This window comes from Pseudodesulfovibrio sp. 7M6 (assembly GCF_050058625.1).
Lineage (GTDB): Bacteria > Desulfobacterota > Desulfovibrionia > Desulfovibrionales > Desulfovibrionaceae > Pseudodesulfovibrio > Pseudodesulfovibrio salinus.
In genome coordinates this window covers 2706383-2729279 of sequence record NZ_CP188816.1, presented here as the reverse complement: position 1 = coordinate 2729279, position 22897 = coordinate 2706383, and the positions used below count along the sequence as shown (strand labels likewise).

Genomic DNA, 22897 nt, shown 5'->3' with positions numbered 1-22897 from the left:
GGACATGCTGGATTTGAAGAATATTCATAAATCCTACCTGCTCGGTACGGTGGAGGTGGAAATCCTCAAGGGCGTGGACCTGCACGTGGGCGAGGGCGAGATGCTTGCCGTGGTCGGGGCCTCGGGCTGCGGCAAAAGCACGCTGATGAACATCATGGGGTTTCTGGATATGCCCACTTCGGGCGAATATCTCTTTCGCGGACAGGCGGCTCAGGGGCTTTCGGACAGCGAGCTTTCCCACATCCGCAATACCGACATCGGCTTTGTGTTCCAGCAGTTCAACCTGCTCCCCCGGCTGACCGCGCTGGACAATGTCTGCCTGCCCCTGATCTATCGGGGAGTACCACTCAGGGAACGGCAGAAGCGGGGGCGGGAGATGCTTGCGCGCGTCGGTATGGACGAGCGGTGGCATCACCGTCCCGGCGAACTCTCCGGCGGCCAGCAGCAGCGGGTGGCTATTGCCCGTGCCCTGTGTGGTCAGCCCTCCATTATATTGGCGGATGAACCTACCGGCGCGCTGGACACCGCCACAAGCAACGACATCATGGAACTGTTCGATTCCCTGAACCGGGACGAGGGCATAACCGTGGTCCTCATCACCCATGATCCCGGCCTGGCCAAGCGGTGCGCCAGGTCCGTGTGCATGCGCGACGGGCTGGTGGAGAAGGTATGATACTCGGCGAGAACATAAAGGAATCCCTGCACTCGCTGTGGGCGGCCAAGCAACGCTCCCTGCTGGCGCTCATCGGTATCGTCATCGGCATCGGATCGGTCATCGCCATGGTCGCCGTCGGCCAGATCGTGGAGAATGAATCCCTGCGTCAGTTCAAGGAAATGGGAACGGATATCTGCATGGTCCGGCAGGTCTCGAAGCCGGGCGCGGGATTTCGCACCGGCGGGATGCCGTTTGACGACGTGATGAAGGTGCCGGGCCAGTGCCCGGCCATCCGAAGCGTGGCCCCGTTCGTGAATCTCTATGCCAATCTGACCTATGTCGGTAAACGGGTTCCCTGCCCCGGACTGGGCGTGACGGGCGGATTCCTGGACATGTTCAAGGTGCCGATTACGGCCGGGCGGTTCGTTTCCGACCTGGACGGGTATGAGAATTTCTGCGTGCTCGGCCATACCAAGGCGGACTGGCTGCGCAAGCAGGGCGTGGCCGAGCCGGTGGGTGCCCGGGTTGTTTTCGGGGGTAAGCAGTACACTGTGGTGGGGGTGGCCGGTCCCGTGCCCTCCGGGTCGTTTTGCCCCTATGAGATCAATGAGGGTATCCTGGTGCCTATCGCCCTTGCCATGCGGCTGCCGGACCGGCCCCGGATAACCCAGTTCGGGGCGCGGATGGTCGACAATGACGCCAGCCCCGAGGCTACCGTGCAGCTCAAGAAATTTTTTCAGTACGCCAAGCGGATAGACGTGCAGGTGACCAGCGCCGAGGAGCTCGTGCTGCAAATGGAGCGGCAGATGCGCATGTTTACCCTGATGCTCGGGGCCATCGGCTCCATTGCCCTGATCGTGGGTGGGGTGGGGGTGATGAACGTCATGCTCGTGTCCGTCTCCGAGCGCCGCCGGGAGATCGGCATCCGCCGGGCCATCGGCGCGGAGCAGAAGGACATCCAGATTCAGTTCCTGGTGGAGTGTGTGGTGCTCTCCTTTGTCGGTGGCTTCATAGGCCTGATCCTCGGCGTCGGCACCGTGGCCATCATCTGCCGGTTCACGGGCTGGGAATTCTTTGTCTCCATCGAGGCCGTGCTTCTCGGCGTGGGCGTGTCCGCCGCCGTGGGCATCTTTTTCGGCTACTATCCCGCCCGGCAGGCCGCCCGGCTCAGCCCCATCGACGCGCTTCGGGCGGAATAGCCACGGCAGCGAATCAGCCATTCCCTTTGGCCGATCGCTTGAAGGCTGGCTTTATCGCAACTACCCGATTCCGAAAGTTGGATGCAGGCTCCGGATGGCGTTCTAACCAGGTTGCCCTTTCATCGACATACTGTATTATGCTTGGTGGAATTGTAAAAAAGATGAATGGGAGGATGACGGATGGGCAAGCTGATAAAGGAAAAGGGCGAAAAGGGCAGGCTGCATATCGAGACGCGGCTGCTGGGTGAATCCCTGGTGGACAAGGGATTGCTGCGCAGCACCGAGTCGGACGACTATTTCCGTATGCAGCCGGAGGTGAACGTGCTCAAAATCGGCGGCCAGTCCATCATGGACCGTGGTGCCAAAGCGCTTTTCCCGATCCTCGATGAACTTATCAAAGCCAAGGAAAAGCACAAGATTCTGCTCATGTGCGGTGGCGGCACCAGGGCTCGTCATGTCTACAATATCGGCATCGACCTCGGTATGCCCACAGGCGTTCTCTCCAAGCTGGGCGACAAGGTCTCTGCCCAGAACGCGGAGATGCTCACCGTCCTGCTGGCCAAGCACGGCGGGGCCATGATCGGCCACGGCGCACACATGGAACAGCTGCACATGTACTGCCAGCTCGGCTATCTGCCCATCACCACCGGCATACCGCCCTACGGCTGGTTCGAGCAGCCTGCGGAGGTGGGGTCCATCCCGCCCCACCGCACTGACTCCGGGGCGTTTCTCCTGGCCGAGAATATCGGAGCCAAGTCCCTGATCTACCTCAAGGATGAAAAGGGGATGTACGAGAACGACCCGAAGAAGGGTGACCGCGAATCAATGAAATTTTTCGACAAGATACACGTTGATGAACTGATCGAGATGGACCTGGAGGATCTCATTGTCGAACGGCCGGTGCTGACTTTCCTCAAGAACGCCAAGACCCTCAAGTCGTTCCAGATCATTGACGTGTTGCGCCACCCTGAGCATCTGCATGCCGCGCTCAATGGCGAACATGTGGGGACCATCATCTACAAGGATTGATGGGAATTGAACAATGAAAGCAAGAGGCCGGGAGCTTGGTGCCCCCGGCCTCTTTTTTGCGGATTATGCCTGCTTGCCTTCCGCTCCCTCGCCGTCCCGGCTCAGGTAAACGATTTCGGCACCGGTGTGCTGCGCCATTTCCTCAAGCTCACGCTTGCGGATGCGCTTGGCGTAAATCTTCAGACCGCCGTCTGTAACACCGACAACACGGAACCGAGGCTTCCTGGTTCCTTCCTCTGCCCTGTTGCGCTCTCTGACAAAAATCTTCATAGCCGCCTCCCATTGGTTGTGTCTCTAAGGATCATGGTGTATATTAGATATATATCCTCAAAGAACATATAGTCAATAAGGGAATAGCAAAAATGTCGAAAAATGTTGGTGGGAGCAAACCGCAGCGCTACGTGCAGGCCTCGCTCTTGATGGCTCTCAGCCAGGGCAAGTCCTACGGATATCAGTTGATTCAGGAAATAGGGGGATACGGATTTTTGCGAGGCGATGCGCCTCCGGGCATGATCTATCGGCACCTGCGCCAGATGGACGAGGAGGGGCTGGTGACCTCAACCTGGGATGCCGATGGCGACGGCCCGGCCAAGCGGGTCTACGCCATCACACCGGAGGGAAGTGAGGTGCTGGAGGCGTGGGTTGTCCACATGGAGCGTCAGCGCGACAGGCTGGATGCTTTTATCCGGCGGTACAAGGAGGCGTAGCGATGCGGCCCTAGTCTCCGCCGTGCTGTTCCTTCCGTTTGCCATGGGCGGGCTGCCAAACACCTGGTTCCACCAGTCTGACCTGTAATGCAGGAGCCCCGGCCCAGAGCGAGGGGCGCATCCACTGCGCGTTGATTAGTCTGTCCGTGGGCTGCGGAACCAGCGGGTCCCGGTCTGTTGAAAGAACCCGGATGCCCGTGTTGGTCACGTCGCTGACGGCAAGTTCGCTGCCCAGGGAGCGGAGTGCTCCGTATTCGATGAACCGGCCGCACCAGCCGTACTTGGTCAGGCCCACGGCCGCGCAGGCGCCGATGATCCCGTCGTTGGTGCCGCCGAGTCCGTACAGTTCGACATTGCGGGCAATGCCCATCGCTGTCTTCTGTGTGGTGCGGCGGCCGGTCGTCATTTTCCCGAATTCGATCATCTCGGCAGCCACGGCGTCTTCCCGCGCCACGCAAAGCCCGGGATCACTGCCGGGCGCACAATGGGTGCGCAGGTGTTCCATTGCCAGATCGCGCAGTGTCTCCATCGAACCCTCGGCGCTCATCTCGATGATGGCGCAGGCCGAACTGTTGTTCGAGGTAAAGGGAATGTCCGCCAGCCGGGGGTGCTGGTGCCGCACCACGCCGACAGTGCGAAATGCATCCGGCAGGTGTCCGATAAATTCCCTGACCAGTCTGCCGGTTCCCATCTTGGCGTTCAGGTCGTCGGTGTCGTCGAAGCCGAGGAGTATATTCATGGACGATGCAGTACACCGGCTGGCAGGGTGAAGCAACTTCGGAGATTCGGGTTGCGATTCTGCACCACCGCTCTTTGAGAGCGGATTGAATTGTTTCGGGCTAGCTGCTTGGCCGAGGAAGGGAGTTAAATCCAACTTTGAAAAAGCGGGCTGTACCGGGGCAATCTGGCAATTATCCGGTACAGCCCTACAGGCTACCCCAACCGGGAGTGGCTATGCTTTTGCTGAAGCGAGTTTCTGTGTCATTCCTGCCGGAGGACAAGGAACCCGCTTCGAGGCCGGGACCTCCAGCGGGCCGTCCGGCACACGGCTGCCGTCCGTGTCATGTTGTTGAAAGTCTTACCTGTGCATTTTTGTCGCCATTCTTGCTTGCAAAATATCTTTTCTGTTCTCTCCGCGTCAAAGCTATCCCCGGTGAATCAACGTGAAAATCGTTCAATCGATCTGTATTCTAGCCGGTTGAATACGCCCATTCTATTGAGAGTGGATATTGGTGCGATGGAGGCGGAGAAACATTCTCTGTGGGGAGAATCCCTTTACCTGTGTCTGTTTCAGCTATATCATTTGGCAAATTATGAAAGCCAAGGAGTATCCAATGACATCGCAGGGAAAATTCAATGCTTCCAAGCTGTCCACCGGAATGCGCATCAATCGGGCGGAAGAGGACCCCTCGGCGCTGGCGGTAAATCCGGCTTCCACTTCCGGAGCTGGGGTGCCAGTGGATATGCTTCCGCTCACCGAGGAGATAATGGAGCTGTTTCCCTTTATTGAGGAAATGCGCGCACAGACATCTTGCGCGAGTGCCCTGGGAGACGACTTGCAACGATTGATGGCCACGGGAAGGGCTGCGCTGGCGAAAGCTCAGGGCTATATGGCGGGAACGAGTGACACGGCTGTGATGGCGAAGGAAGATTTGGAACAGTCGATCCGCGAGCTGCGACAGATTTCTGATGAAATCAGAGAAAAGGCGGAAAGCTGCCAGGTTACCTATGAATCGGACACAAACACCGCGTTCCTCTTTTACTGCATCGCCGATCGCTGCTTACAGACAACAGCTCTGGCGGAAAAAATTGATGAACAACTGCGCCCCACGGTGAAAGAGGATTCCAGCCCGATACGTGAAGTCGTCCAGGCCGGGACCGATGAATTGGCGGCAAGTTGCGGCTGCTCAGTCAAGCTCGACTTGTTGGGGGACGACGAGTGACGATGAATAGGCAGGATATTTATTACGTTCAACCTGCTCCCTGAGGTGGAGGGGAGCTGTCTTGAAAGCGGCTGAGGCTGCAAAATTTCGAACGGGCGCTCATCCTCCTATGGCAGCCAAAGGCTGAGGGCCGTCAGAAGGTTGGTTGCCATGCGATTTGACAACCGGCATTACGTGGAGAGTACGACCTGCGAGGCAAATCTCCTGTCAGGCTTGTTGTAGCAAATTCAATATGGCTCGTTTCACTTGCGGTTTTGCCCATGTTGCGATGAACACAACTTCCGGTCGAATCCGAGTCAGTTCCTGTGGTGGGTGGATGTCAAATCCATCAAATTTTTCCCCCCACAGAGCCTTGTTCTTATCCAGAAAACCGAGGCAGTTTTCCTTCGCCTGATGCACCAGGGCTTGGTAGTAATCACGGTAGTTTTGGGAGCACCCCCAGACCATATAAGGGGGCAGACTCTCAGGATTCTTGTGGAATTGCAGCAGCTCCTCTGTTGAAAGAGGCTTCGTGTCGTTTGACTCGTAGTTTACCCTGACACCTTCTGTCATTGGGTACTCTTTGCTGAAAAAACGGGGGTCAGCGGGAAATCGTAGTCTGGCGATTGACATAAGTACGGTGAAATTTTCTTTTTTCTCCTGGGCAAGATCGTACCATGAATTCGGGTTGCTCCAGTCTCCGCTGATGTAGTCGCGATCAAAAGTGATCCAATCTTTTCCTGACTGTCCATATGCCAGCGATGTGACCGTGTCCGCCAGTGTGGAATATGCATTCCCATAATTGAGCAGATATCTTTCGCGATACCTCGCAACTTTTGCGTCCCATTCTGTTTGGGAATCGAGAAAATGGTTGAGCGCCTTTGAGATATGCTCTTTCTTGTGTGTGATTACGCCCCCGTCAAATTCCTCCATCTCCTTGCCATTGGGGTTGTACATAATGTGCGGGAGCCCGCTGGCCATTGTAAACGTAACGCGTCCCAGAGAGCTATCCGTTATGATGGTTCTTGCTGCGGAAAAAGAAGGAAGGGTTGATGAGAGTGAGTCGAAGATGAATTTGTCGTTTGCCGCAAAGAGGCTTTTGATTTCGTTGGTGTCGTCATTTTCCTGGTCGCTGGGGAACGGCCTGAAAGTGACCGTAAAATCATTCATGGTCTCGGCTACTTCGAGTGAAGCCTTAATCATGTCGATGCATCTCTGTTTATAGGTGTTTTTCTGGAAAATACTGATTGTGGGCAAAACCAGTATGGTAGATCGTTTTTGGGGGCTCTTCTGAAATTTTTCGGCGAGGAGGTCAATTTTAAGATAGCCACCGGGGACGATTGAGAACGGCCCTTTACGTCGGTCCAGACAGTCAGGGTAACGGTTGGAAAGTGCTGCCTTATATTCCTCTGGAGAAAGAGTTGAGACCGAGGACTGACCCAAGAACAGGACGTCTGAATACAGTAGGGTGAAATCAAATGTTCTCAAAGCGTCTTGTCGCTGTTCGTTATCTTTGTCCCACAACGGAAAGGCATGGGGGATATCAATGACCTTTGTCTTCACCGGAAAATCAAACGTTGTGTCGACGACTATAGCCACCGACAGATTGGCCACCTTTTGAAAATCCTCGGAAGCGACTGAAAAAGTCGGAATGTTCCCCTCAAGCTCTTTCACCAGATCTTTATCAGTTGTTACGACTATGGGAAGAACCGGGTAGTCCTTCAACGATTTGATCGTTCGGTACAGCATTTCCCTCCAGCGTCTGTTAATGACAATGGCGGCGACCGGAAGTCGGGCTTCTTTGCAATAGGCGTTTAACGCGTCGATTCCATTCATTTTGTTCCCTTCTTTAATTGAAGTGTATGTAAGCATATTCAAAGGGAAAAGACAATTTTTAAGACGCTCGTCACTCATGAGAATTTGATGGTTTTTACTCAGAAGGCAGGAAATAAATCATGGGAATATGAGGAAGTGGCTCACATCTTGCTTTGGCTTAAAAAAACTGTCATTTTTCTTACATAGATATCCGGGGAATTGTTTATGCAATGTTTTAGTTTCGGAACCAAGGCGGAAACATTGGAGGCGCTTCAACCGTATGGTTTCGCCATTCCTCAGCTATTCTATTTTGACGTAGCCCGCTGGAACAAAGAACCGGATTCGGTACTGGAGGAACTCCAGGCCATCTTTGACGACTCTAAAGTAATAATACGCTCAAGTTCCCATGCCGAGGACAGTGACACAGCTTCCATGGCCGGGGCATTTGAGTCCATTTTGGACATCGACAGCCATGATCGGAGAGCTTTGAGTCAGGCTATTGATCTTGTTGTGAGATCCTATGGGGGCAACCGTGACGACCAGGTCCTTGTGCAACCCATGGTCAAAGACATCGTGGTCAGCGGCGTGATCATGACCCGCTGTCTGGATAACGGGTCTCCATACTACGCGATCAATTACGATGACGAATCCGGCCGTACCGACTCCGTAACCGGGGGTACCGGCGTGAGCAAGACGGTATACGTGTACCGAGGCGTCAAGGATTCGGATTTTGATTCCGGCCGAATCCGAAGCATGGTCAGCCTTGCCAGGGATCTGGAAGGGGTTTTCGGCCAGATTCCTCTGGACATTGAATTCGGAATGGATGTGCGGGAAAAAATCCATCTGTTCCAGGTGCGGCAGATATGTACGCGTGACGGCTGGCTTCCGGATGCCGAAAAACAGGTTTCCGAATCCATTCGGCACGTTGAGCATTTTGTGGACGCCTGCCTTCGGCCTCGTCCCTCCATATTCGGGTCAACGTCCATCCTCGGCGTTATGCCGGACTGGAATCCAGCGGAAATAATAGGTATTACTCCCCGTCCACTGGCCGCATCCCTCTATCGTGATATCGTCACCCGCAAAGTGTGGAGGAAGGCCCGGGAGGATATGGGGTATCGGCCCATGCCGCCCGAGGAATTGATGGTTTCCGTGGCCGGGCGTCCATATATCGACGTGCGGAACTCCTTTAATTCCTTCCTGCCTGCCGGGTTATCTGATTCCGTGAGCGGGAAGCTGGTCGAGGCCTGGCTGTTTCAGCTTTCAAACCATCCGGAACTGCATGACAAGGTGGAGTTCGAAGTCGCTCTTACCGTGCATGACTTTCGTTTCACGGAGCGGATGGAGGAGCGCTACCCTGGGCTTCTATCCCCAACAGAACTGGCGGAGTTCAAGGAAAAGATGCTGATTTTGACGAATCGGAATCTCGATCTTTCCGAGTCGGGCACGCTGGCTCGGGCGGAGGCGGCCATTGACCACCTCAAATCGCTTCAGGATGACGGCATGTCCTCGTTTGCAGGCCTGTCGGCCGTGGAAATTCTCTGCCGGGTAAAAAAGATGCTGGAGGAATGCCGTTGTTTCGGCACCAGGCCTTTCTCCATACTTGCAAGGCACGGGTTCATCGCGGAAACTCTGCTCCGCTCTGCCGTGGAAAAAAGCGTTCTCAGTGCGGAACGCCTGGCCTGTTTCAAACGGACCATTCGTACCATTTCCAGTGATATCTCGGATGATTTTCAGGCCGTGCTCGACGGAGCCATGGACCAATCCATATTCGTGTCGCGGTATGGGCATCTCCGCCCCGGCACATACGACATCCTTTCGCCCCGGTACGCGGACCGTGAAGATCTGTTTGACAACAGTGTGTCGCAAACCAGGGAAGGCGGGAGTATGGCCTCCTTTAGCCTTTCCCGACAGGAAGAGGACGGATTGAACTCCTTGTTGCACCACAGCGGCATAACCTCGGTGGATGCAAAAGGCTTACTCGCATACGCGCGTCGGGCTGTGGCTGGGAGGGAATACGGCAAATTTGTTTTTTCGAAGAATCTGTCTGCCGTGCTGGAAGGGATAGCCGCATGGGGGGATACTCTGTCCCTGTCCCGTGACCATGTTTCCTACCTTACGGTGCATGATATCCTGGAAAGTCTGGTCTCTCCCGTCAGCACCGAAGCAAGAGCACATTTCCTTGGCCTTGTGCAGAGCGGAGAAAAATTGTGCCGGTTGGCAAAAAGCTTTCGATTTAACTACATTATCCGTTCCCCTTCGGACGTGTATATCGTCCCGCAGCATCGAAGTGCTCCGAATTTCATCGCATCGGGTCGTATCGAAGGCCCGGTCGTGGAGGTGGGGCCGCATAGCCGTGACGCATCGCGCCTGCGGGGCGGCATTGTCTGCATTGAAAATGCCGACCCCGGATACGACTGGATTTTTACCAAGGGAGTTGCCGGGCTGGTGACCAAGTACGGTGGTACCAACTCGCATATGGCCATCCGATGCGCCGAGTTCGGCCTGCCCGCAGCTATCGGTTGCGGCGAGATGCTTTATGAACGTATCGTGGCTGCCTCCCGGTGCGAACTTAATCCCAGTGACAACATCCTCAGGCCGTTATGAGTACTTTTGTGCGGATCGCCATCACTACACGTATCGTAAATGCCGAGGGGTATGACGAATCTCGAGATGCCCTGGCCCACGATTGGGCTGACTTTATGCAGGCGGTCCTGCCCGAAGCCGTATGGATGCCTTTCCCGAATGTAGGCCCCGGTGCCGCTTCCATGGCTGAGGCCTGGGGACTCGACGGCATTATTCTTTCCGGCGGCAACGATATAGGCGAACAGCCCCTTCGTGACGCAACGGAAGCTTCATTACTGCAATGGGCTCTTTCCCGCTCCAAGCCTGTTTTCGGCGTGTGCCGTGGACTTCAGATGCTCCAGACATTTTTTGGTGGGGACCTCGTTTCGTGCCGGAATCATGTTGCCACGCGGCATGAAGTTCTGCTGTGTGCGCACTCGGCACTCGGAGAGTCCGGCATCACAATGGATGTCAATTCCTTCCACACCCGGGCCATAGCAACTCCGGCACCGGATCTGGATCCACTGGCGATGGCGGATGATCACGCAGAGGCTATGCGCCATTCGGTTCATCCTGTCGCAGGAGTAATGTGGCATCCTGAACGGGAGACCTCTCCTTCAAAATTTGACATCACTTTTATTCGAAAACTATTCCTTGGAGACAAATGATGAGCACAACCCGTGCGATAATCCTTGCCGCAGGACGTGGATCACGGATGCATTCGCTGACACAGGACCGTCCAAAGTGCCTTGTGGAGTTGGGAGGGCGTCCTCTGCTGGAGTGGCAGCTCAATGCTCTGCGTGTCGGAGGCATCAGCGATATTTTGGTTGTTACCGGTTATATGGGGCATAAGCTCAGCGGAAATTTCAAAACACTGGAAAATCCCGATTGGGCCACGTCCAACATGGTCACAACCCTGACCAAGGCGAATCAATGGCTTCGCGAGGGACCGACCCTTATTGCCTATTCCGATATCCTTTACCGGCCGGAACACGTCAGAGCGTTGGCTTGTGCCGATGGCGATCTCGCCATGACATACGACACGCTTTGGAGGGAACTGTGGGGATTGCGATTCGAGGACCCGCTTTCCGATGCCGAGACATTTCGCCAGGAGGGCGGGATACTACGGGAAATCGGGGCCCATACCGATTCGTATGCCGACATTCAGGGCCAATATATGGGACTGCTCAAGTGTACCCCGGCAGGCTGGGAACGAGTTCATGGCATTTTGTCGGGTCTGGGCAGTGAAGGCGTTGCCGGATTGGACGTGACCGCTTTGTTCAAGATGCTTCTTTCCCATGGTGTGGCTATCCAGACCATCCCAGTGAAGGGAGGTTGGTGTGAAGCGGATTCCGGTGACGATCTGGCGCAATATGAGGAGAAGCTCAAGGAAGCTGATGCCGGACTTGCCTGGAGCCATGATTTTCGTGTTGGATATGGCGGATAAAAGCAGCGCATCTTGGTAAGAGATGCCTGATAGTTTGATAATTCAGAAGGAGAAGAGGTTAATATTATGAAAACGAAATGGGATTATTCCGATCTGGCCAAGGCCTATCTCAAACGTCCCGAATACGCGCCCGAAGTATTGCGTATCCTTTTTGAAATGGCGGGGGCCAAAAAAGGGACCAAGGTCTGTGACGTGGGAGCAGGAGTGGCCCATTTGACGATTCCCATGGCGAAAAAGGGGTATGACGTTACTGCCGTGGAACCGAATGACTCCATGCGTGAACTGGGACAGGACAGGACGGAACAGTATGATAACGTCCGTTGGTTTGAGGCTACGGGGGAAGATACGGGACAGGCCGATGGAGAATTCGGAATAGTGACGTTCGGTTCCTCATTCAATGTTTGCGACAGGCAGAAGGCCCTGGCCGAAGCGGCCCGAATTCTCACCCCCGGCGGTTGGTTTGTCTGCATGTGGAATCATCGGGATCTTGATGACCCGATCCAGAAGGGGATCGAGGAGATCATTAAGGCAAATATTGAAGGGTACGGGTACGGAACGCGCCGGGAAGATCAGACAGAGGTCATCGACGAAAGCGGGCTTTTCGAAACCGTGTACCCGGTGTCAGGTACGATTCTTCACACCCAGACGAAAAAGGATTGCATTGAGGCCTGGCGTTCCCACGCCACCTTGCAGCGCCAAGCGGGCGATGCTTTTCCCCGGATTGTCGAAGAGATCGAACGGTTCGTAAACGGACAACCTGATGATATCATCCAGATTCCCTATACGACTCGCGCATGGGCTGCCCGGAAAAAATAGGAGCGGTCCGGTGGGTACTGGTAAAATGGGACGCGTTGTCTGGATTACCGGCCTTTCAGCAACGGGTAAATCAACCATAGCGCGTTTTCTGAAGAATGAACTCGATTCCTCGGGGCATCCTGCCGTCATTGTGGACGGCGACGAAGTGCGGGAAATGGTGGCGGATGACTGTTGCGGCCATGACCGGGGCAGCCGCATCAAGAACGCCTATCGAATCTGCCGCCTTGCCCGAATGATCGCACGCCAGGGCTTTACGGTTTTGGTGGCTACCATGAGCCTATACCACGAGGTTCATGCCTGGAACCGTCTGCATTTGCCGGGCTATATCGAGGTATTCATCGAGGCGGATATAGAGACGCTCAGAAAACGTGATCCCAAGGGGTTGTATGCAAAACTTGAGAATGGCGAAGAGCGCAACCTCGGAGGGGTGGATATTGCGGCAGAGTTCCCTGAAAAACCGGATTTGCATATCCGCAACAACGGTGGGCCTGATGATATCCCGAAGGTGGCGGGACAAATCCTGGGACTGCTATAGGCGGGATTGCAGGACAGCGGGTTAGGTCTTCTACTGGCTAGTTCTTGTCGGTAGTGGGAGATTGCTCCCAGCGGTCTCTCTGTCAACCTGATCAAAATGCAAGACAGAAACATGTGCTTGAATTCTTGAAGCCAGAGGGACGTCGGTTCTCCTGGCTTCAGTTTTTTGGGCTCAAGTAACGTATGCAGCCAGTGCCATCGCCTTCTTTTGTCAAAAGACAGCCATTGCATGATACATCCAAAGCTTGAGTGGAAAAATGTCATCCTGCTTTTGAGAAATGACTCCCCGGTTTGAGAAAAGGAAAAGGCCTTACGCAGTGTGCGTAAGGCCTTTTGTTTCCTTGGCGTCCCCAAGGGGATTTGAACCCCTGTTAACGGCGTGAAAGGCCGTCGTCCTGGACCAGGCTAGACGATGGGGACAGTTTGCTTTGGCTGGGCTGCAAGGACTCGAACCTTGATTAACGGAGCCAGAACCCGTCGTCCTGCCAATTGAACGACAGCCCAGCAAGCGAGAAGATGATTTAAGGGGTTAACGTCCTTATGTCAACTTCTTTTTTGCGTAATTATTAAACTGCTTTGGCCAGCTGACGAGTGCGCTTCTTCAACTTGTTGATCTTGCGGCGCAAACGGTCGCGCTGAGCGCGGTCAGCCAGAGCGTCTTTCTCAACGCGCATGGCGCGAATCTGACGCTTGATTTCACAGATCTGCTTCTTGTAGGGAGAGGTCTGTTCCTCTTCGACAATGCCGAAGACGTCCTTGATCTCCTGCACCAGGGCGTCCTTGTCCTTGCCGGAAGCGCCGGTGATCATGGGCAGCTTCCCGATGCAAAGAGCACGCAGCTCCTTGGTGGTCATCTTTTCCAGCGGCTTGGTCAGGCCAAGCTCGTCAAAGGAAATTTCTTTCACTTCTTCACTCATGGTGTACTCCTTAAAAATTTTTCACCGGCTGCCGTTCAATCTTTGTCGAACATCCGCCTGTAAGCCCGGTAGCATTTCCCCATCGGGGATTCCGGGTCCATTTCCAACGTACCCAATTTCTCGGGCTTTTTAAGTTTCCTCAGAGGCCCGGAGGCCTCCGGCCGGATTGCTCCGTCCAAAGGAGTTCTGCCGTTTAGCAGCTCGAAGGTGACTTTGTCAAAGAATTCCTCACCTAAAAATTCAGTTATTTTCTGCAGGATCATCGGGCCAAGGAACTGAGCCTCCTGCATGACCATGGGATCGCCCGCCGCCAGGATGAGGGTGCGGCGGCGGTGTCCCAGCGGACGGGCCATGGGGGCCATTTCGCCCAGCAGTTCGTCCCAGTGCGCCCATAGACGCACCAGCGCCATTCCACCTGTGGTGTCCAGGCTGTCCAGAAAGCGGGGCAGGGTATTTTGCAGGCTGACGGTGCGGTTTGCGCGGCCTGCGCGGCTGTGGTGCCGCAGGTAACGGGCCATGGCTATCGGGTGGGTTGCAGGGTTATGGAGACTACCGGCGGCATCAGTTCATAGGCCTCGCCGCTGCGCTCCTGTTCGTCCACTTCGCGGGCCACTTCCTGGCCGAGGTCCTTGGGATCGCCACCCTTGAGGATACCGCCGATGAGACCGTCGCGCACGGCCCGGTCCGGCTTGAAACGGCGGGTGATGGTCAGGTCCACCTGTTCGTAGCCCTCCTTGGCGATGGTCAGGAGATGGTCGCCCTGGCGGTCCAGTCGGACGGCGCAGGGTGTGGTGCAGATATTGCGGCCGTCGGCCCAGACCGTTGCACCGAGGGGATTGGTGGAGACGGGGATTTTCTGTTTGGGCACGCCGCAGGCGGAAAGTGCGCAAACAAGTATGAGAAAAACAAGGAGTCGTTTCACCACGTCGGCCTCTCGAGGTTTCACCGTTCCGGCGGAACTGCCGCCTCGTCCCACTATCGCAGGATCGGCGGTTTGGGGCAAGTGGGCGGAGGCCCTGCCTGTGGCGGGGCCTCCGGGCTGTCTCCTAATTGGATTCCGTGGACTGTTCCGCAGGTTTTTCCGCATTTTTGAGCAGGTCCAGCACGCCGAGTCCGGCCTCGACCGGATTGACGCTTACACCTACGCTCGCCTTGGTGGAGGTGGTCGTCTTGTTGTAGGAGCCGTCACTGCCGTAGGATTCCGAACTCTTTTCGCTTTTCCAGCTTTTACCCGTGCCCACGGTCGGGGCGGCCACAGCCGCGCCTTTGGCCACGTCCTCAAGCGCGTCAACGGGATTTTCCTCCACCGCGCTTCCCATGGTGGCGGGCTCGGTTGTGTGGACATCCGCTTGTTCCGCATCCTTGAAGCGCTTCTGGTCGGCCGGATCAAGCTGGTCCGGGGAGATGACGATGGGAGCCTCTCCTTCCGCGAGCTGGTGATTCCCGCCCATGGGCTTGAGGTTCACCACCACCGAGGAGGGGGAGAGGACGTAGGCATTGCCCGACTGTTCGTCCGCGCTGACGTTCATTAGGGCATTTGCCACGGCGCCCTGGGTGTTGGCCCCGTTGGAGCTGGTCCACATCCCGGCTTGGGTCGCGTCGCGGGTGACGGTAGCAGTGTCGTACTTGCGGGATATCTGGACATCGACCTGTCGGTATCCATCCTTGTGGATGGTCAGAATATGCGGCTGGGTTTTCTCCAGGGAGACATTGCACGGCGTGGTCCCGGCGGGTTGGCCGTCGGCCAGGACGGTGGCGCCGTCCGGGTTGCTGCTCACCGGAATGTTCTGGGTTGCGGCGGAGCAGGCTCCCAGCAGAAGGATCAGCCCGAGGGCCATGATTCGAGTCGTTTTCATGCGTCACTCCATAGGACGGTAGCAGGTGGATATATATAAGTAATGATCGTCATGGCGGAGAATAGTTTCAGGTCGGTTCATCTTTGTTTGTCCCAGGATAAAAAAGGCACTCCCGGTTGTCCGGGAGTGCTTCGAATCAGGCTGGATGCTACATGCAGACTCTGGCCCTGTAATTGACGATGAGTACCGGGCAGCCCGGTGACAACGCCACCTGGATGACCGTGGACCCGACGGAAGCCGTGGCCGGTTCCTGGCTGGAAGAGTACTGGGCCATGACCACTGCATCGGCTCCGGACCACCGGGCCCGCTTGAGAATTTCCGTATAGGGCACCCCCTCCCAGCATTCGTAGGAATGGTCGATATCCCGAAGCGGCTTGGCGTAGCGCTTTGCCATCCGCTCCTTGGCTTCCTCGATGAAAATGTTCATGTCCTGCATGTAATATTTTGGGTCCGGGCAGCGGCTGCCGATATCCAGTACATGGAAGACATCCAGGTGGGCGCCGGTGTGCCGGGCGAGTTGCACGGCATAGCACAAGGCCGAGTCCGAAGGCGTGGAGAAATCCGTGGCCATGAGGATGCGCTTCAGTTCCGGGAGTGCCGGTGTTGGCTGGGTAACCACCAGTACAGGACTGAAGATGTTCGAGCAGACCCGTCGGATGGACGTGTCCACCATGCCCCACATGCGGTCGGTCCGGGGGGTGCCGCCTGTGTGGTGGCCCATGACGACCAGATCCACGCCTTCCGTATGTATGATCTTGAGCAACTTCTCGTGCGAGGGTTCCGTCACCACGCGAACACTGTGGCGGATGCCTTCCAGGCGGTCCGCATAGGTCTCGGATATCTTGCAGCGCGCGGCTTCGATCAGTCTTTCCTCGGAAACGACATCGTCGAAGGTACACCATGCGTTCTTGCCGATGGGCAGCGCGTGGTAGAGGATCAACTCGGCGTCGTTTTTGCGGGCGAACTCGAAGGCGGTTTCCGGAGCGGCTTCGGCGTCTATCTGCGGAGTTGCGGCCAGAAGTATCTTCTTGAACATGCGGTCTCCTTGTAGTCTGGGGGAACGTTCGGGTGTCGTATCTACTTACTTATGCTTATCGCAAGTTCAGACAGTGTGGGCAAGCTATAATTGGAAAAATGACAGGTCCCTTGTCCCAAAAAACACTGCGTGGCACAGGTCTGGCTTTTTCCCCTTGACTGGTCCGGTCTGGTAAGCTAGAAAACGAATATTCCGTATATCAAGATATCCTGATATAGGCGAAAAAAATGGAAATTATCAAATATTGCAAAGCACTTGCCGATGAAACCCGGGTCCGACTGGTCAATGTATTGCTGGCCTATGAGCTGAACGTGGGCGAAATCGTCCAGGTGATGGATATGGGGCAGTCGCGCATCTCGCGGCACCTCAAGATATTGGCCGAGTCCGGCCTGGTGGATGTGCGCCGGGAAGGTCTGTGGGCATTTTATCGCGCCAGCGACGAAGGCCCCGGGCGCCACTTTCTGGATGGTGTGGCCTCACTGCTGGATGGTGAGGAGCTGCGGCGCGACCGCAACCGGGCCGACAAGGTCATCCGCGAACGCACGGCGGCCACGCGCCGGTTCTTCGACGACATCGCGCCCGAGTGGGGCCGCATGACAGCCGAGATTCTGGGCGAGCTGGACCTGAGCCGGGAGATTCGCAAGCGGTTGCCCCGTTGCGGCACGGCGGCGGATATCGGCTGCGGAACCGGCGATCTGCTGGAAATCATGGCCGAGCACGCCGATATGGTTATAGGTGTGGATAACTCGCCGCGTATGCTGGAGCTGGCCGGGGAGCGTTTCCCGGACGATACGCACATGAGTCTGCGCATCGGTGAGACCACGCATCTGCCCCTGCGTGACCATGAGGCTGACTGCACGGTCATGTCGCTGGTGTTGCACCATCTGGCGAGGCCGGAGGATGCCCTGCGCGAGGCGGCCCGTGTGCTGCGGCCCGACGGCAAGCTGCTCATTGCCGAGTTCGATCAGCACGAGGTGGAGGTCATGCGCAGCGATTATGGCGACCGACGCCTCGGCATTCCGCGCGAGAAAATGCGCGTCTGGCTGGAACAGGAAGGTTTTTCTCTGGTGAAGTCCACGGATTTTGCCGTTAACAAGGGCCTCGTCGTAGTAGTCTACGAGGCCGTCAAACTATAGCTTTTAACCTCAAGAAGGGAGGGACAAATGTCCAATACCGTCAAAGCCCTGGAGCCCGATCTCGACCACAAGGTCGCCGACATGAAGCTGGCCGAATGGGGCCTCATGGAAATGCAGCTCTCCGAGCGCGAGATGCCGGGCCTTATGGCCATCATCGAGAAATACGGAGACGAGAAGCCCCTGAAGGGTTTCAAGGTCACCGGTTCCCTGCACATGACCATCCAGACGGCCATGCTCATCAAGTGCCTGCATGCACTGGGTGCGGACATCCGCTGGGCGTCCTGCAACATTTTTTCCACTCAGGACCACGCCGCGGCAGCCATTGTCGAGGCTGGCCTGGCCAAGGTCTTTGCCTGGAAGGGCGAGACCCTGGAAGATTACTGGTGGTGCACCGAGCAGGCCCTGACCTGGCCCGACGGCTCCGGCCCGGATCTGATCGTGGATGACGGCGGCGACGCCACCCTGCTGATTCACCAGGGCGTGAAGGTCGAGAAAGATCCTTCCCTGTGCGACCAGGAATACGACGTGCACGAGTTCCAGATCATTATGGATCGTCTGGCCGCTTCGGTGAAGGCCGATCCCTCCAAGTGGACCCGCATTGCCGAAAAGGTGCGCGGTGTGTCCGAGGAAACCACCACCGGCGTGCATCGTCTCTATGAAATGCAGCGCACCGGCGAGCTGCTTTTCCCGGCCATCAACGTCAACGATTCCGTGACCAAGTCCAAGTTCGACAACCTGTACGGCTGCCGTGAGTCCCTGGCCGACGGCATCAAGCGCGCCACCGACGTCATGGTGGCGGGCAAGGTCGTCGTCGTGGTCGGTTACGGCGACGTGGGCAAGGGCTGCGCCCAGTCCATGCGCGGCTTCGGCGCCCGTGTGGTGGTTACCGAGATCGATCCCATTTGCGCCCTGCAGGCCGCCATGGAAGGCTTTGAAGTCACGACCATGGAAGACGCCGCACCGCGTGGCGATATCTTCGTGACCTGCACCGGCAACTACCATGTTGTTACCGGCGCGCACATGGAAGCCATGAAGGACGAGGCTATTCTCTGCAATATCGGCCACTTCGACTCCGAGATCGAGATGGTCTACCTGGAGAAGACTTCCGGCTGCGTCCGCAAGGAGATCAAGCCGCAGGTGGACAAGTGGATCATGCCTTCCGGCAAGTCCATCATCATCCTGGCCGAGGGCCGTCTGGTCAACCTGGGTTGCGCCACCGGCCACCCGAGCTTCGTCATGTCCAACTCCTTCACCAACCAGGCGTTGGCCCAGCTGGATCTGGCAAAGAACGACTATGATCCCAAGGTCATGATCCTGCCCAAGAAGCTGGACGAGGAAGTGGCCCGGCTGCACCTCGCCCGTCTCGGCGTCAAGCTGGAAAAGCTGACCCAAAAGCAGGCGGACTATATCGGCGTGGATGTGGAAGGCCCGTTCAAGCCTGACCACTACCGCTACTAGAAGTATCGAAAATGGGGGAGCCGAAAGGCTCCCCTTTTGTTTTTATCAAAGGAGAAGCCATGCGCAGGTTGTTTATTCTGTTTTTGCTTGCCTGTTGCCTGGTCGCGCCGGGGAGCGTATTCGCCGGGGAGGTGACCGGACTCAAGGCTGGAGCCGACAGTTTCAAGAGATGGGGCGCACCGGACCGGCTGGTGGACGGCGATCTTTCCACGGCCTGGGTTGCCGGGCGTAGCGGCGAAGGTACGGGCGATACCCTGAATTTCACACTTCCCGCCTCGCGCACCATTTCCCGGCTGCGCATCGCCAACGGCAACCAGGAGCCGGGTAAGTTCGCACGGTTTCGTTGCGTTACCTCCGCGGTGCTCGTCCTGCCCGACCGCGCCGTGCACTGGTTTCATCTCCGGCCGGAGCAGGGGGAGCAGGAAGTGGTTTTTCCGCCGGTAACGGTGAAATCCTTCACCATCGTCATTGCCGGGGTCTCCGGTCCACCGGCAAACGTTTTCAAAGGCGCGGACAAAGTCGCTTTGTCCGAAGTTCGCGTCTTCGACGATGCCGGGGGGCTGAAGGCGAATGTAGCTTCCGGCCCGGTGCCGTCGGCCAATCTTCCCGTGGAAAAGGCTCCGGCCGTCAAGCCCGGCGGCATGGATTACTTCTCCGCCATCAAACCCGGTGCGGCATGGTTGCGGACGGCTGTTCCGGCGGGCAAAAAGACTTCGGCCCCCAAGCCTGTGTCGTCCGATGTCCAGCCGTGGATGCGCGACCTCGTGCATGGGTATTTCAATGGACTGGCTTCCTTGGATGATGCGTATCTCGATATTTTTGCCGAATCCATCAGAGAGCGGGAGGCGCGAGCCCTGAGCCTGCTGCGTGAAGACCGTGCGGCTGGGCGGCTGCCGGTGTCGGGACCGGCCAAAGGCGATGCCACCGCCCTTGTCTTCGGCAAGCCCATCGTCCGGGGCAACGCGGCCATGGTTGCGGTAAAAGGGATATTCCGTTTTACCGGCGAGGGGCGGACTTTCGAGTTTCGGGTAAATGCCAAGTTTTCTTTTGTCCGGGAAGGGACAACGTGGCGTATAAACGGGGTTTCCGACTGATGGGCCGGTCCGGTTTTGTGAAGACGGGGCAGGGGCGCTCGTGTTAGACTCCGCCATGCTGCAACGCATATTCCCCATACCGATCCTGCTGGCCTGCCTGTTTGGCTGTCTGACTGCTTCTCCGGCAATTGCCATGGACGTTACGGTCAGTGTCTCCAGCGTGAAGGTGGATTTCGGGCTGCCCGGCGCGCCCGAGAATCTGCTGGACGGCGATCCTGAATCCGCCTGGATCGGCGGCGGCATCGGATCGGGAAAAGGACAGTGGATAGACCTCGACTTCGGAATGCCCGTTCGGGTGGTCAAACTCGGTATCTTCAACGGTAATCAGGCCAAAGGTGAATTCGAGAATTATCGACGCATCCGGTCGGGCCGTATCATTTACCCGGATGGCGTGGAGACGCAGTTCTGGCTGCGTGACGAGTCGGGTGAGCAGCTCGTAGAGTGCCGGAACCGGCCCTTCAAGAAATTGCGTATCCAAGTGGATCAGGTTTTTCCCAAGGGTGATTTTACTTCCAAGATGAAGCTGGCTGTGTCCGAGATAAAACTTTACCTCAGCCTGACCGCTCCCCCAGGTGGAGACAAGGCCGAGGTCCTGCCCGAATCCGGCTTTATCCCGGCTCCTCCGCCTCCTGATCCGGAACGGGCCGTGCCCCCGGAGATCATCTCCCTGCTGCGTGAATTTTATGTGCGCCAGACCGCCATGTCCGACGACTACGCCGAGCTCTTTGCCGCGGATGTGCGTGATCGCAACGATTTCCGCATGGAAGTCTTCAAGGAGATGCAGCGGCAGCGCGGTACGCTCAATCTGCTGCGCGAGGCGCAGGTAGATACCTCCAACCTCGGTTTCGAGATGGTGGAACGCGAGGGCGGCTGGGCCAAGGTGCGCGTCTTCGGCGTCTACCGGGTGCAGATTCCCAAGGGCGACAAGATCATCCTGGACAAAAACCTGGAAGATGATTCGACCTTCGTGCTCTCCAAGGAAGCCGATGGCTGGCGCATCGTGGAGCTCGAAGGCGAGGAGTCGCTTTTTTAGGATGCCTCCGGCGGCCGGGGGAAGAGGGAAGGGGAACCCTTTGAGAAGGGCTTCCCCTTCCCTCTTCCCCCGGACATCCATCTCCCTTTCCCTCCTGAACTTTTTGTCTCGCTTCGCGGGGGGGAGGGTGGATGATGGGGAAGAAACTTGATTTTGTAGGGAAATAAAAAAGCCGAAGCGCATCGCACTTCGGCTTTCGGTCATTGATGGGGACGGGATTGGTCGGAATTCTATTGGTCTACCGAGGTATAGGCTGATTCGGCGATGTCCAGCGTCTTCACCAGTCGGCCTTCCAGAGCCAGGAACTTGTAGAGCGTGAAGTTACGGTTGGAGATGGACGTTTCCAGCTGCACGCTGTTGCTGAACACCTCGTTGATGGAGTCGAGAACATCAAGCAGGGAGCGTTGGCCCACGTTGAACTGCATGAGGTACATATCCCGGGATTCCATACTGTACTGGAGCGCTTCCTGATGCTTGGCAACCTGGCCCAGTGCGGTCTGGTACCCCACCCATGTCATTGAGGCCTGTTCGCCCAGTTCGTCCAGGGTGTTTTGCAGATCGGCCTGCGCCTGACGAACCTGCGCCTTGGCAGCCATGATGTTCTGGAAATCGGAAGTGCCGTTGAATAAATTCCAGGAGAGGGCGAGCATGGCCCGGTCGTCGCGCAGGTAGGTGTCGGAACTGTCGATATTGTTGGTGTACCGGCTGCTGACTTCGATATCCACATTGGGCATCATGGAAGAAGCCGTCATGCTCTTGTCTTCTTGCGAGGCTTGCACTTCAGCTTGATAGACCTTTACCTTGGGATTTTCCTTCAGGACGATTTCCATGAAGGGAGGCAATCCCTCGGGGGCCAAATCCTCTTTGAATTCCAAGGGAGCCAGCGGGCCGGGCTCATGGCCGACCATGCGGTTGTAGGTTGCCTCCGCTGATTTCAGGTCGCCCTGGTAGGTGATCAGGGTCGTCTCGGCCCTGGCCACGCGGCCACGGGCCTGCATTTCGTCGGCCAGGCTGCCTGCGCCGCCCGCCACGCGTTCGGCGATGGACTCCAGAACTTCCTGGTGAGAGGCCACGTTCTCCTTGGCCAGATTGACCAGCTTCCGCAACCTGACCACGTCCACATGTGCGCGGATGGAATCCAGCGCAACGGTCTCCACATTGTCGAGCAGCCGGTATTCGGCGGAGGTAAGCCGGGCCTTGGATCCATAGTAGTCGCTTATCCGGTTCATGCCGTCGAACACATTCTGAGTCAGAGTGGCCGTCGAGTCGGAAGCGGTACGTGTTCTGTCCTCCGTACCAGCCTGACGCTGGCTCGAAGAGTTGTATTGCTGGAATCCGTAATTGCTGTTCAGGTTCAGGGCAGGGAAAAAGCGGCCTATGGCAGCGGCAAGGTTTCTGCTGACAGCCTCACGGTTGAATACGAGGGATTTGATTTGGGCATGGTGACCCACAGCCTCCTTGACGGTCTCTGTCAGGGATTGCGTACCATCGGTCTCCGCAAGTGCGGGAGCCGTAAAAACTAGCAGGAGCATGGAGATGGCCAAAACGGCCGCCAGCTCGATCTTTTTCATCATGTGGTACTTTTTTTAACGAGTCAGTGTTTATTGAACTAAGTTATCAATCTTATACTGAACGTATTATTCTGGCAAGAAATAGTAAATGTGGAAGGCCCGGTACCATC

At 56.7% G+C, this 22897-nt stretch carries 23 protein-coding genes and 2 tRNA genes; 14 read left to right on the top strand and 11 right to left on the bottom strand.

Going from position 1 to position 22897, the window contains the following annotated elements; genetic code table 11:
* The first annotated feature begins 4 nt into the window (after positions 1-4).
* The 3 genes from ACI0FG_RS12830 to ACI0FG_RS12820 all read left to right on the top strand — a co-directional run bounded on the left by ACI0FG_RS12830 (position 5) and on the right by ACI0FG_RS12820 (position 2883).
* The gene (locus ACI0FG_RS12830; RefSeq protein ID WP_419785392.1) at positions 5-673 is read left to right on the top strand and encodes an ABC transporter ATP-binding protein; all 669 of its coding nucleotides are present in this window, start codon (positions 5-7) and stop codon (positions 671-673) included.
* Positions 670-1854: an ABC transporter permease gene (locus ACI0FG_RS12825; RefSeq protein ID WP_419785391.1), complete on the top strand. Its 1185-nt coding sequence runs from the start codon at positions 670-672 to the stop codon at positions 1852-1854. The genes ACI0FG_RS12830 and ACI0FG_RS12825 overlap by 4 nt, the downstream gene beginning before the upstream one ends.
* 180 nt (positions 1855-2034) lie before the next feature.
* Positions 2035-2883, top strand: coding sequence for a uridine kinase (locus tag ACI0FG_RS12820; RefSeq protein WP_419785390.1), 849 nt, complete (start codon positions 2035-2037; stop codon positions 2881-2883).
* A gap of 63 nt (positions 2884-2946) precedes the next feature.
* On the opposite strand, the gene ACI0FG_RS12815 is transcribed toward ACI0FG_RS12820, so the two are convergent.
* Positions 2947-3153, bottom strand: coding sequence for a hypothetical protein (locus tag ACI0FG_RS12815; RefSeq protein WP_419785389.1), 207 nt, complete (start codon positions 3151-3153; stop codon positions 2947-2949).
* Positions 3154-3245: 92 nt separating this feature from the next.
* Here ACI0FG_RS12815 and ACI0FG_RS12810 point away from each other — a divergent pair, with 92 nt between their 5' ends.
* On the top strand, positions 3246-3590 hold the full coding sequence (locus tag ACI0FG_RS12810) for a helix-turn-helix transcriptional regulator (RefSeq protein WP_419785388.1): 345 nt from the start codon (positions 3246-3248) through the stop codon (positions 3588-3590).
* 10 nt (positions 3591-3600) lie between these two features.
* Here the strand turns inward: ACI0FG_RS12810 and ACI0FG_RS12805 are convergent, their stop codons facing one another.
* Positions 3601-4329 (bottom strand): hypothetical protein, encoded by a 729-nt coding sequence (locus tag ACI0FG_RS12805; RefSeq protein ID WP_419785387.1) that lies wholly within the window; start codon positions 4327-4329, stop codon positions 3601-3603.
* Between the two features lie 595 nt (positions 4330-4924).
* Here ACI0FG_RS12805 and ACI0FG_RS12800 point away from each other — a divergent pair.
* Positions 4925-5533: a hypothetical protein gene (locus tag ACI0FG_RS12800; protein WP_419785386.1), complete on the top strand. Its 609-nt coding sequence runs from the start codon at positions 4925-4927 to the stop codon at positions 5531-5533.
* Between the two features lie 207 nt (positions 5534-5740).
* On the opposite strand, the gene ACI0FG_RS12795 is transcribed toward ACI0FG_RS12800, so the two are convergent.
* Positions 5741-7348 carry a hypothetical protein gene (locus tag ACI0FG_RS12795; protein WP_419785385.1) on the bottom strand — a complete coding sequence of 536 codons (1608 nt, stop codon included), beginning with the start codon at positions 7346-7348 and terminating at the stop codon, positions 5741-5743.
* 204 nt (positions 7349-7552) lie between these two features.
* Here ACI0FG_RS12795 and ACI0FG_RS12790 point away from each other — a divergent pair, with 204 nt between their 5' ends.
* From ACI0FG_RS12790 to ACI0FG_RS12770, 5 genes are all read left to right on the top strand, one after another.
* Positions 7553-9931, top strand: coding sequence for a PEP-utilizing enzyme (locus ACI0FG_RS12790; RefSeq protein ID WP_419785384.1), 2379 nt, complete (start codon positions 7553-7555; stop codon positions 9929-9931).
* A complete protein-coding gene (locus ACI0FG_RS12785) occupies positions 9928-10557 on the top strand; it encodes a gamma-glutamyl-gamma-aminobutyrate hydrolase family protein (protein WP_419785383.1) in 630 nt (209 codons plus the stop codon). Before ACI0FG_RS12790 ends, ACI0FG_RS12785 begins: the two co-directional genes overlap by 4 nt.
* Complete coding sequence (locus ACI0FG_RS12780; protein ID WP_419785382.1) at positions 10557-11336, top strand: phosphocholine cytidylyltransferase family protein; 780 nt, start codon at positions 10557-10559, stop codon at positions 11334-11336. The genes ACI0FG_RS12785 and ACI0FG_RS12780 overlap by 1 nt, the downstream gene beginning before the upstream one ends.
* A 66-nt stretch (positions 11337-11402) precedes the next feature.
* Positions 11403-12152 carry a class I SAM-dependent methyltransferase gene (locus tag ACI0FG_RS12775; RefSeq protein WP_419785381.1) on the top strand — a complete coding sequence of 250 codons (750 nt, stop codon included), beginning with the start codon at positions 11403-11405 and terminating at the stop codon, positions 12150-12152.
* Between the two features lie 10 nt (positions 12153-12162).
* Positions 12163-12687: an adenylyl-sulfate kinase gene (locus ACI0FG_RS12770; protein WP_419785380.1), complete on the top strand. Its 525-nt coding sequence runs from the start codon at positions 12163-12165 to the stop codon at positions 12685-12687.
* A 341-nt stretch (positions 12688-13028) separates the two neighbouring features.
* Here ACI0FG_RS12770 and ACI0FG_RS12765 read toward each other — a convergent pair.
* From ACI0FG_RS12765 to ACI0FG_RS12735, 7 genes are all read right to left on the bottom strand, one after another.
* Positions 13029-13106 (bottom strand) — tRNA-Glu (locus ACI0FG_RS12765).
* A gap of 9 nt (positions 13107-13115) precedes the next feature.
* Positions 13116-13190, bottom strand: a tRNA-Gln gene (locus tag ACI0FG_RS12760).
* A gap of 62 nt (positions 13191-13252) precedes the next feature.
* Positions 13253-13603, bottom strand: coding sequence for a hypothetical protein (locus ACI0FG_RS12755; protein ID WP_419785379.1), 351 nt, complete (start codon positions 13601-13603; stop codon positions 13253-13255).
* 35 nt (positions 13604-13638) lie between these two features.
* Positions 13639-14121, bottom strand: a complete 483-nt coding sequence (locus ACI0FG_RS12750; protein ID WP_419785378.1) for a DUF721 domain-containing protein — start codon at positions 14119-14121, stop codon at positions 13639-13641.
* Between the two features lie 2 nt (positions 14122-14123).
* The gene (locus ACI0FG_RS12745) at positions 14124-14528 is read right to left on the bottom strand and encodes a PEGA domain-containing protein (protein WP_419785377.1); all 405 of its coding nucleotides are present in this window, start codon (positions 14526-14528) and stop codon (positions 14124-14126) included.
* A gap of 121 nt (positions 14529-14649) precedes the next feature.
* On the bottom strand, positions 14650-15459 hold the full coding sequence (locus ACI0FG_RS12740) for a PEGA domain-containing protein (protein ID WP_419785376.1): 810 nt from the start codon (positions 15457-15459) through the stop codon (positions 14650-14652).
* 148 nt (positions 15460-15607) lie between these two features.
* Positions 15608-16495: a universal stress protein gene (locus ACI0FG_RS12735; protein WP_419785375.1), complete on the bottom strand. Its 888-nt coding sequence runs from the start codon at positions 16493-16495 to the stop codon at positions 15608-15610.
* A 227-nt stretch (positions 16496-16722) separates the two neighbouring features.
* Here ACI0FG_RS12735 and ACI0FG_RS12730 point away from each other — a divergent pair, with 227 nt between their 5' ends.
* From ACI0FG_RS12730 to ACI0FG_RS12715, 4 genes are read left to right on the top strand one after another with little or no spacing between them, the layout of a single operon-like run.
* Positions 16723-17631, top strand: coding sequence for an ArsR/SmtB family transcription factor (locus ACI0FG_RS12730; RefSeq protein WP_419785374.1), 909 nt, complete (start codon positions 16723-16725; stop codon positions 17629-17631).
* A 27-nt stretch (positions 17632-17658) separates the two neighbouring features.
* Entirely contained in the window at positions 17659-19089 is a 1431-nt protein-coding gene (gene ahcY / locus ACI0FG_RS12725; RefSeq protein ID WP_419785373.1) for an adenosylhomocysteinase, read from the top strand.
* A gap of 59 nt (positions 19090-19148) precedes the next feature.
* A complete protein-coding gene (locus ACI0FG_RS12720) occupies positions 19149-20183 on the top strand; it encodes an NADase-type glycan-binding domain-containing protein (protein WP_419785372.1) in 1035 nt (344 codons plus the stop codon).
* Between the two features lie 55 nt (positions 20184-20238).
* A complete protein-coding gene (locus ACI0FG_RS12715) occupies positions 20239-21216 on the top strand; it encodes a discoidin domain-containing protein (RefSeq protein WP_419785371.1) in 978 nt (325 codons plus the stop codon).
* A gap of 230 nt (positions 21217-21446) precedes the next feature.
* On the opposite strand, the gene ACI0FG_RS12710 is transcribed toward ACI0FG_RS12715, so the two are convergent.
* The gene (locus ACI0FG_RS12710; RefSeq protein ID WP_419785370.1) at positions 21447-22790 is read right to left on the bottom strand and encodes a TolC family outer membrane protein; all 1344 of its coding nucleotides are present in this window, start codon (positions 22788-22790) and stop codon (positions 21447-21449) included.
* Positions 22791-22897 lie beyond the last annotated feature (107 nt).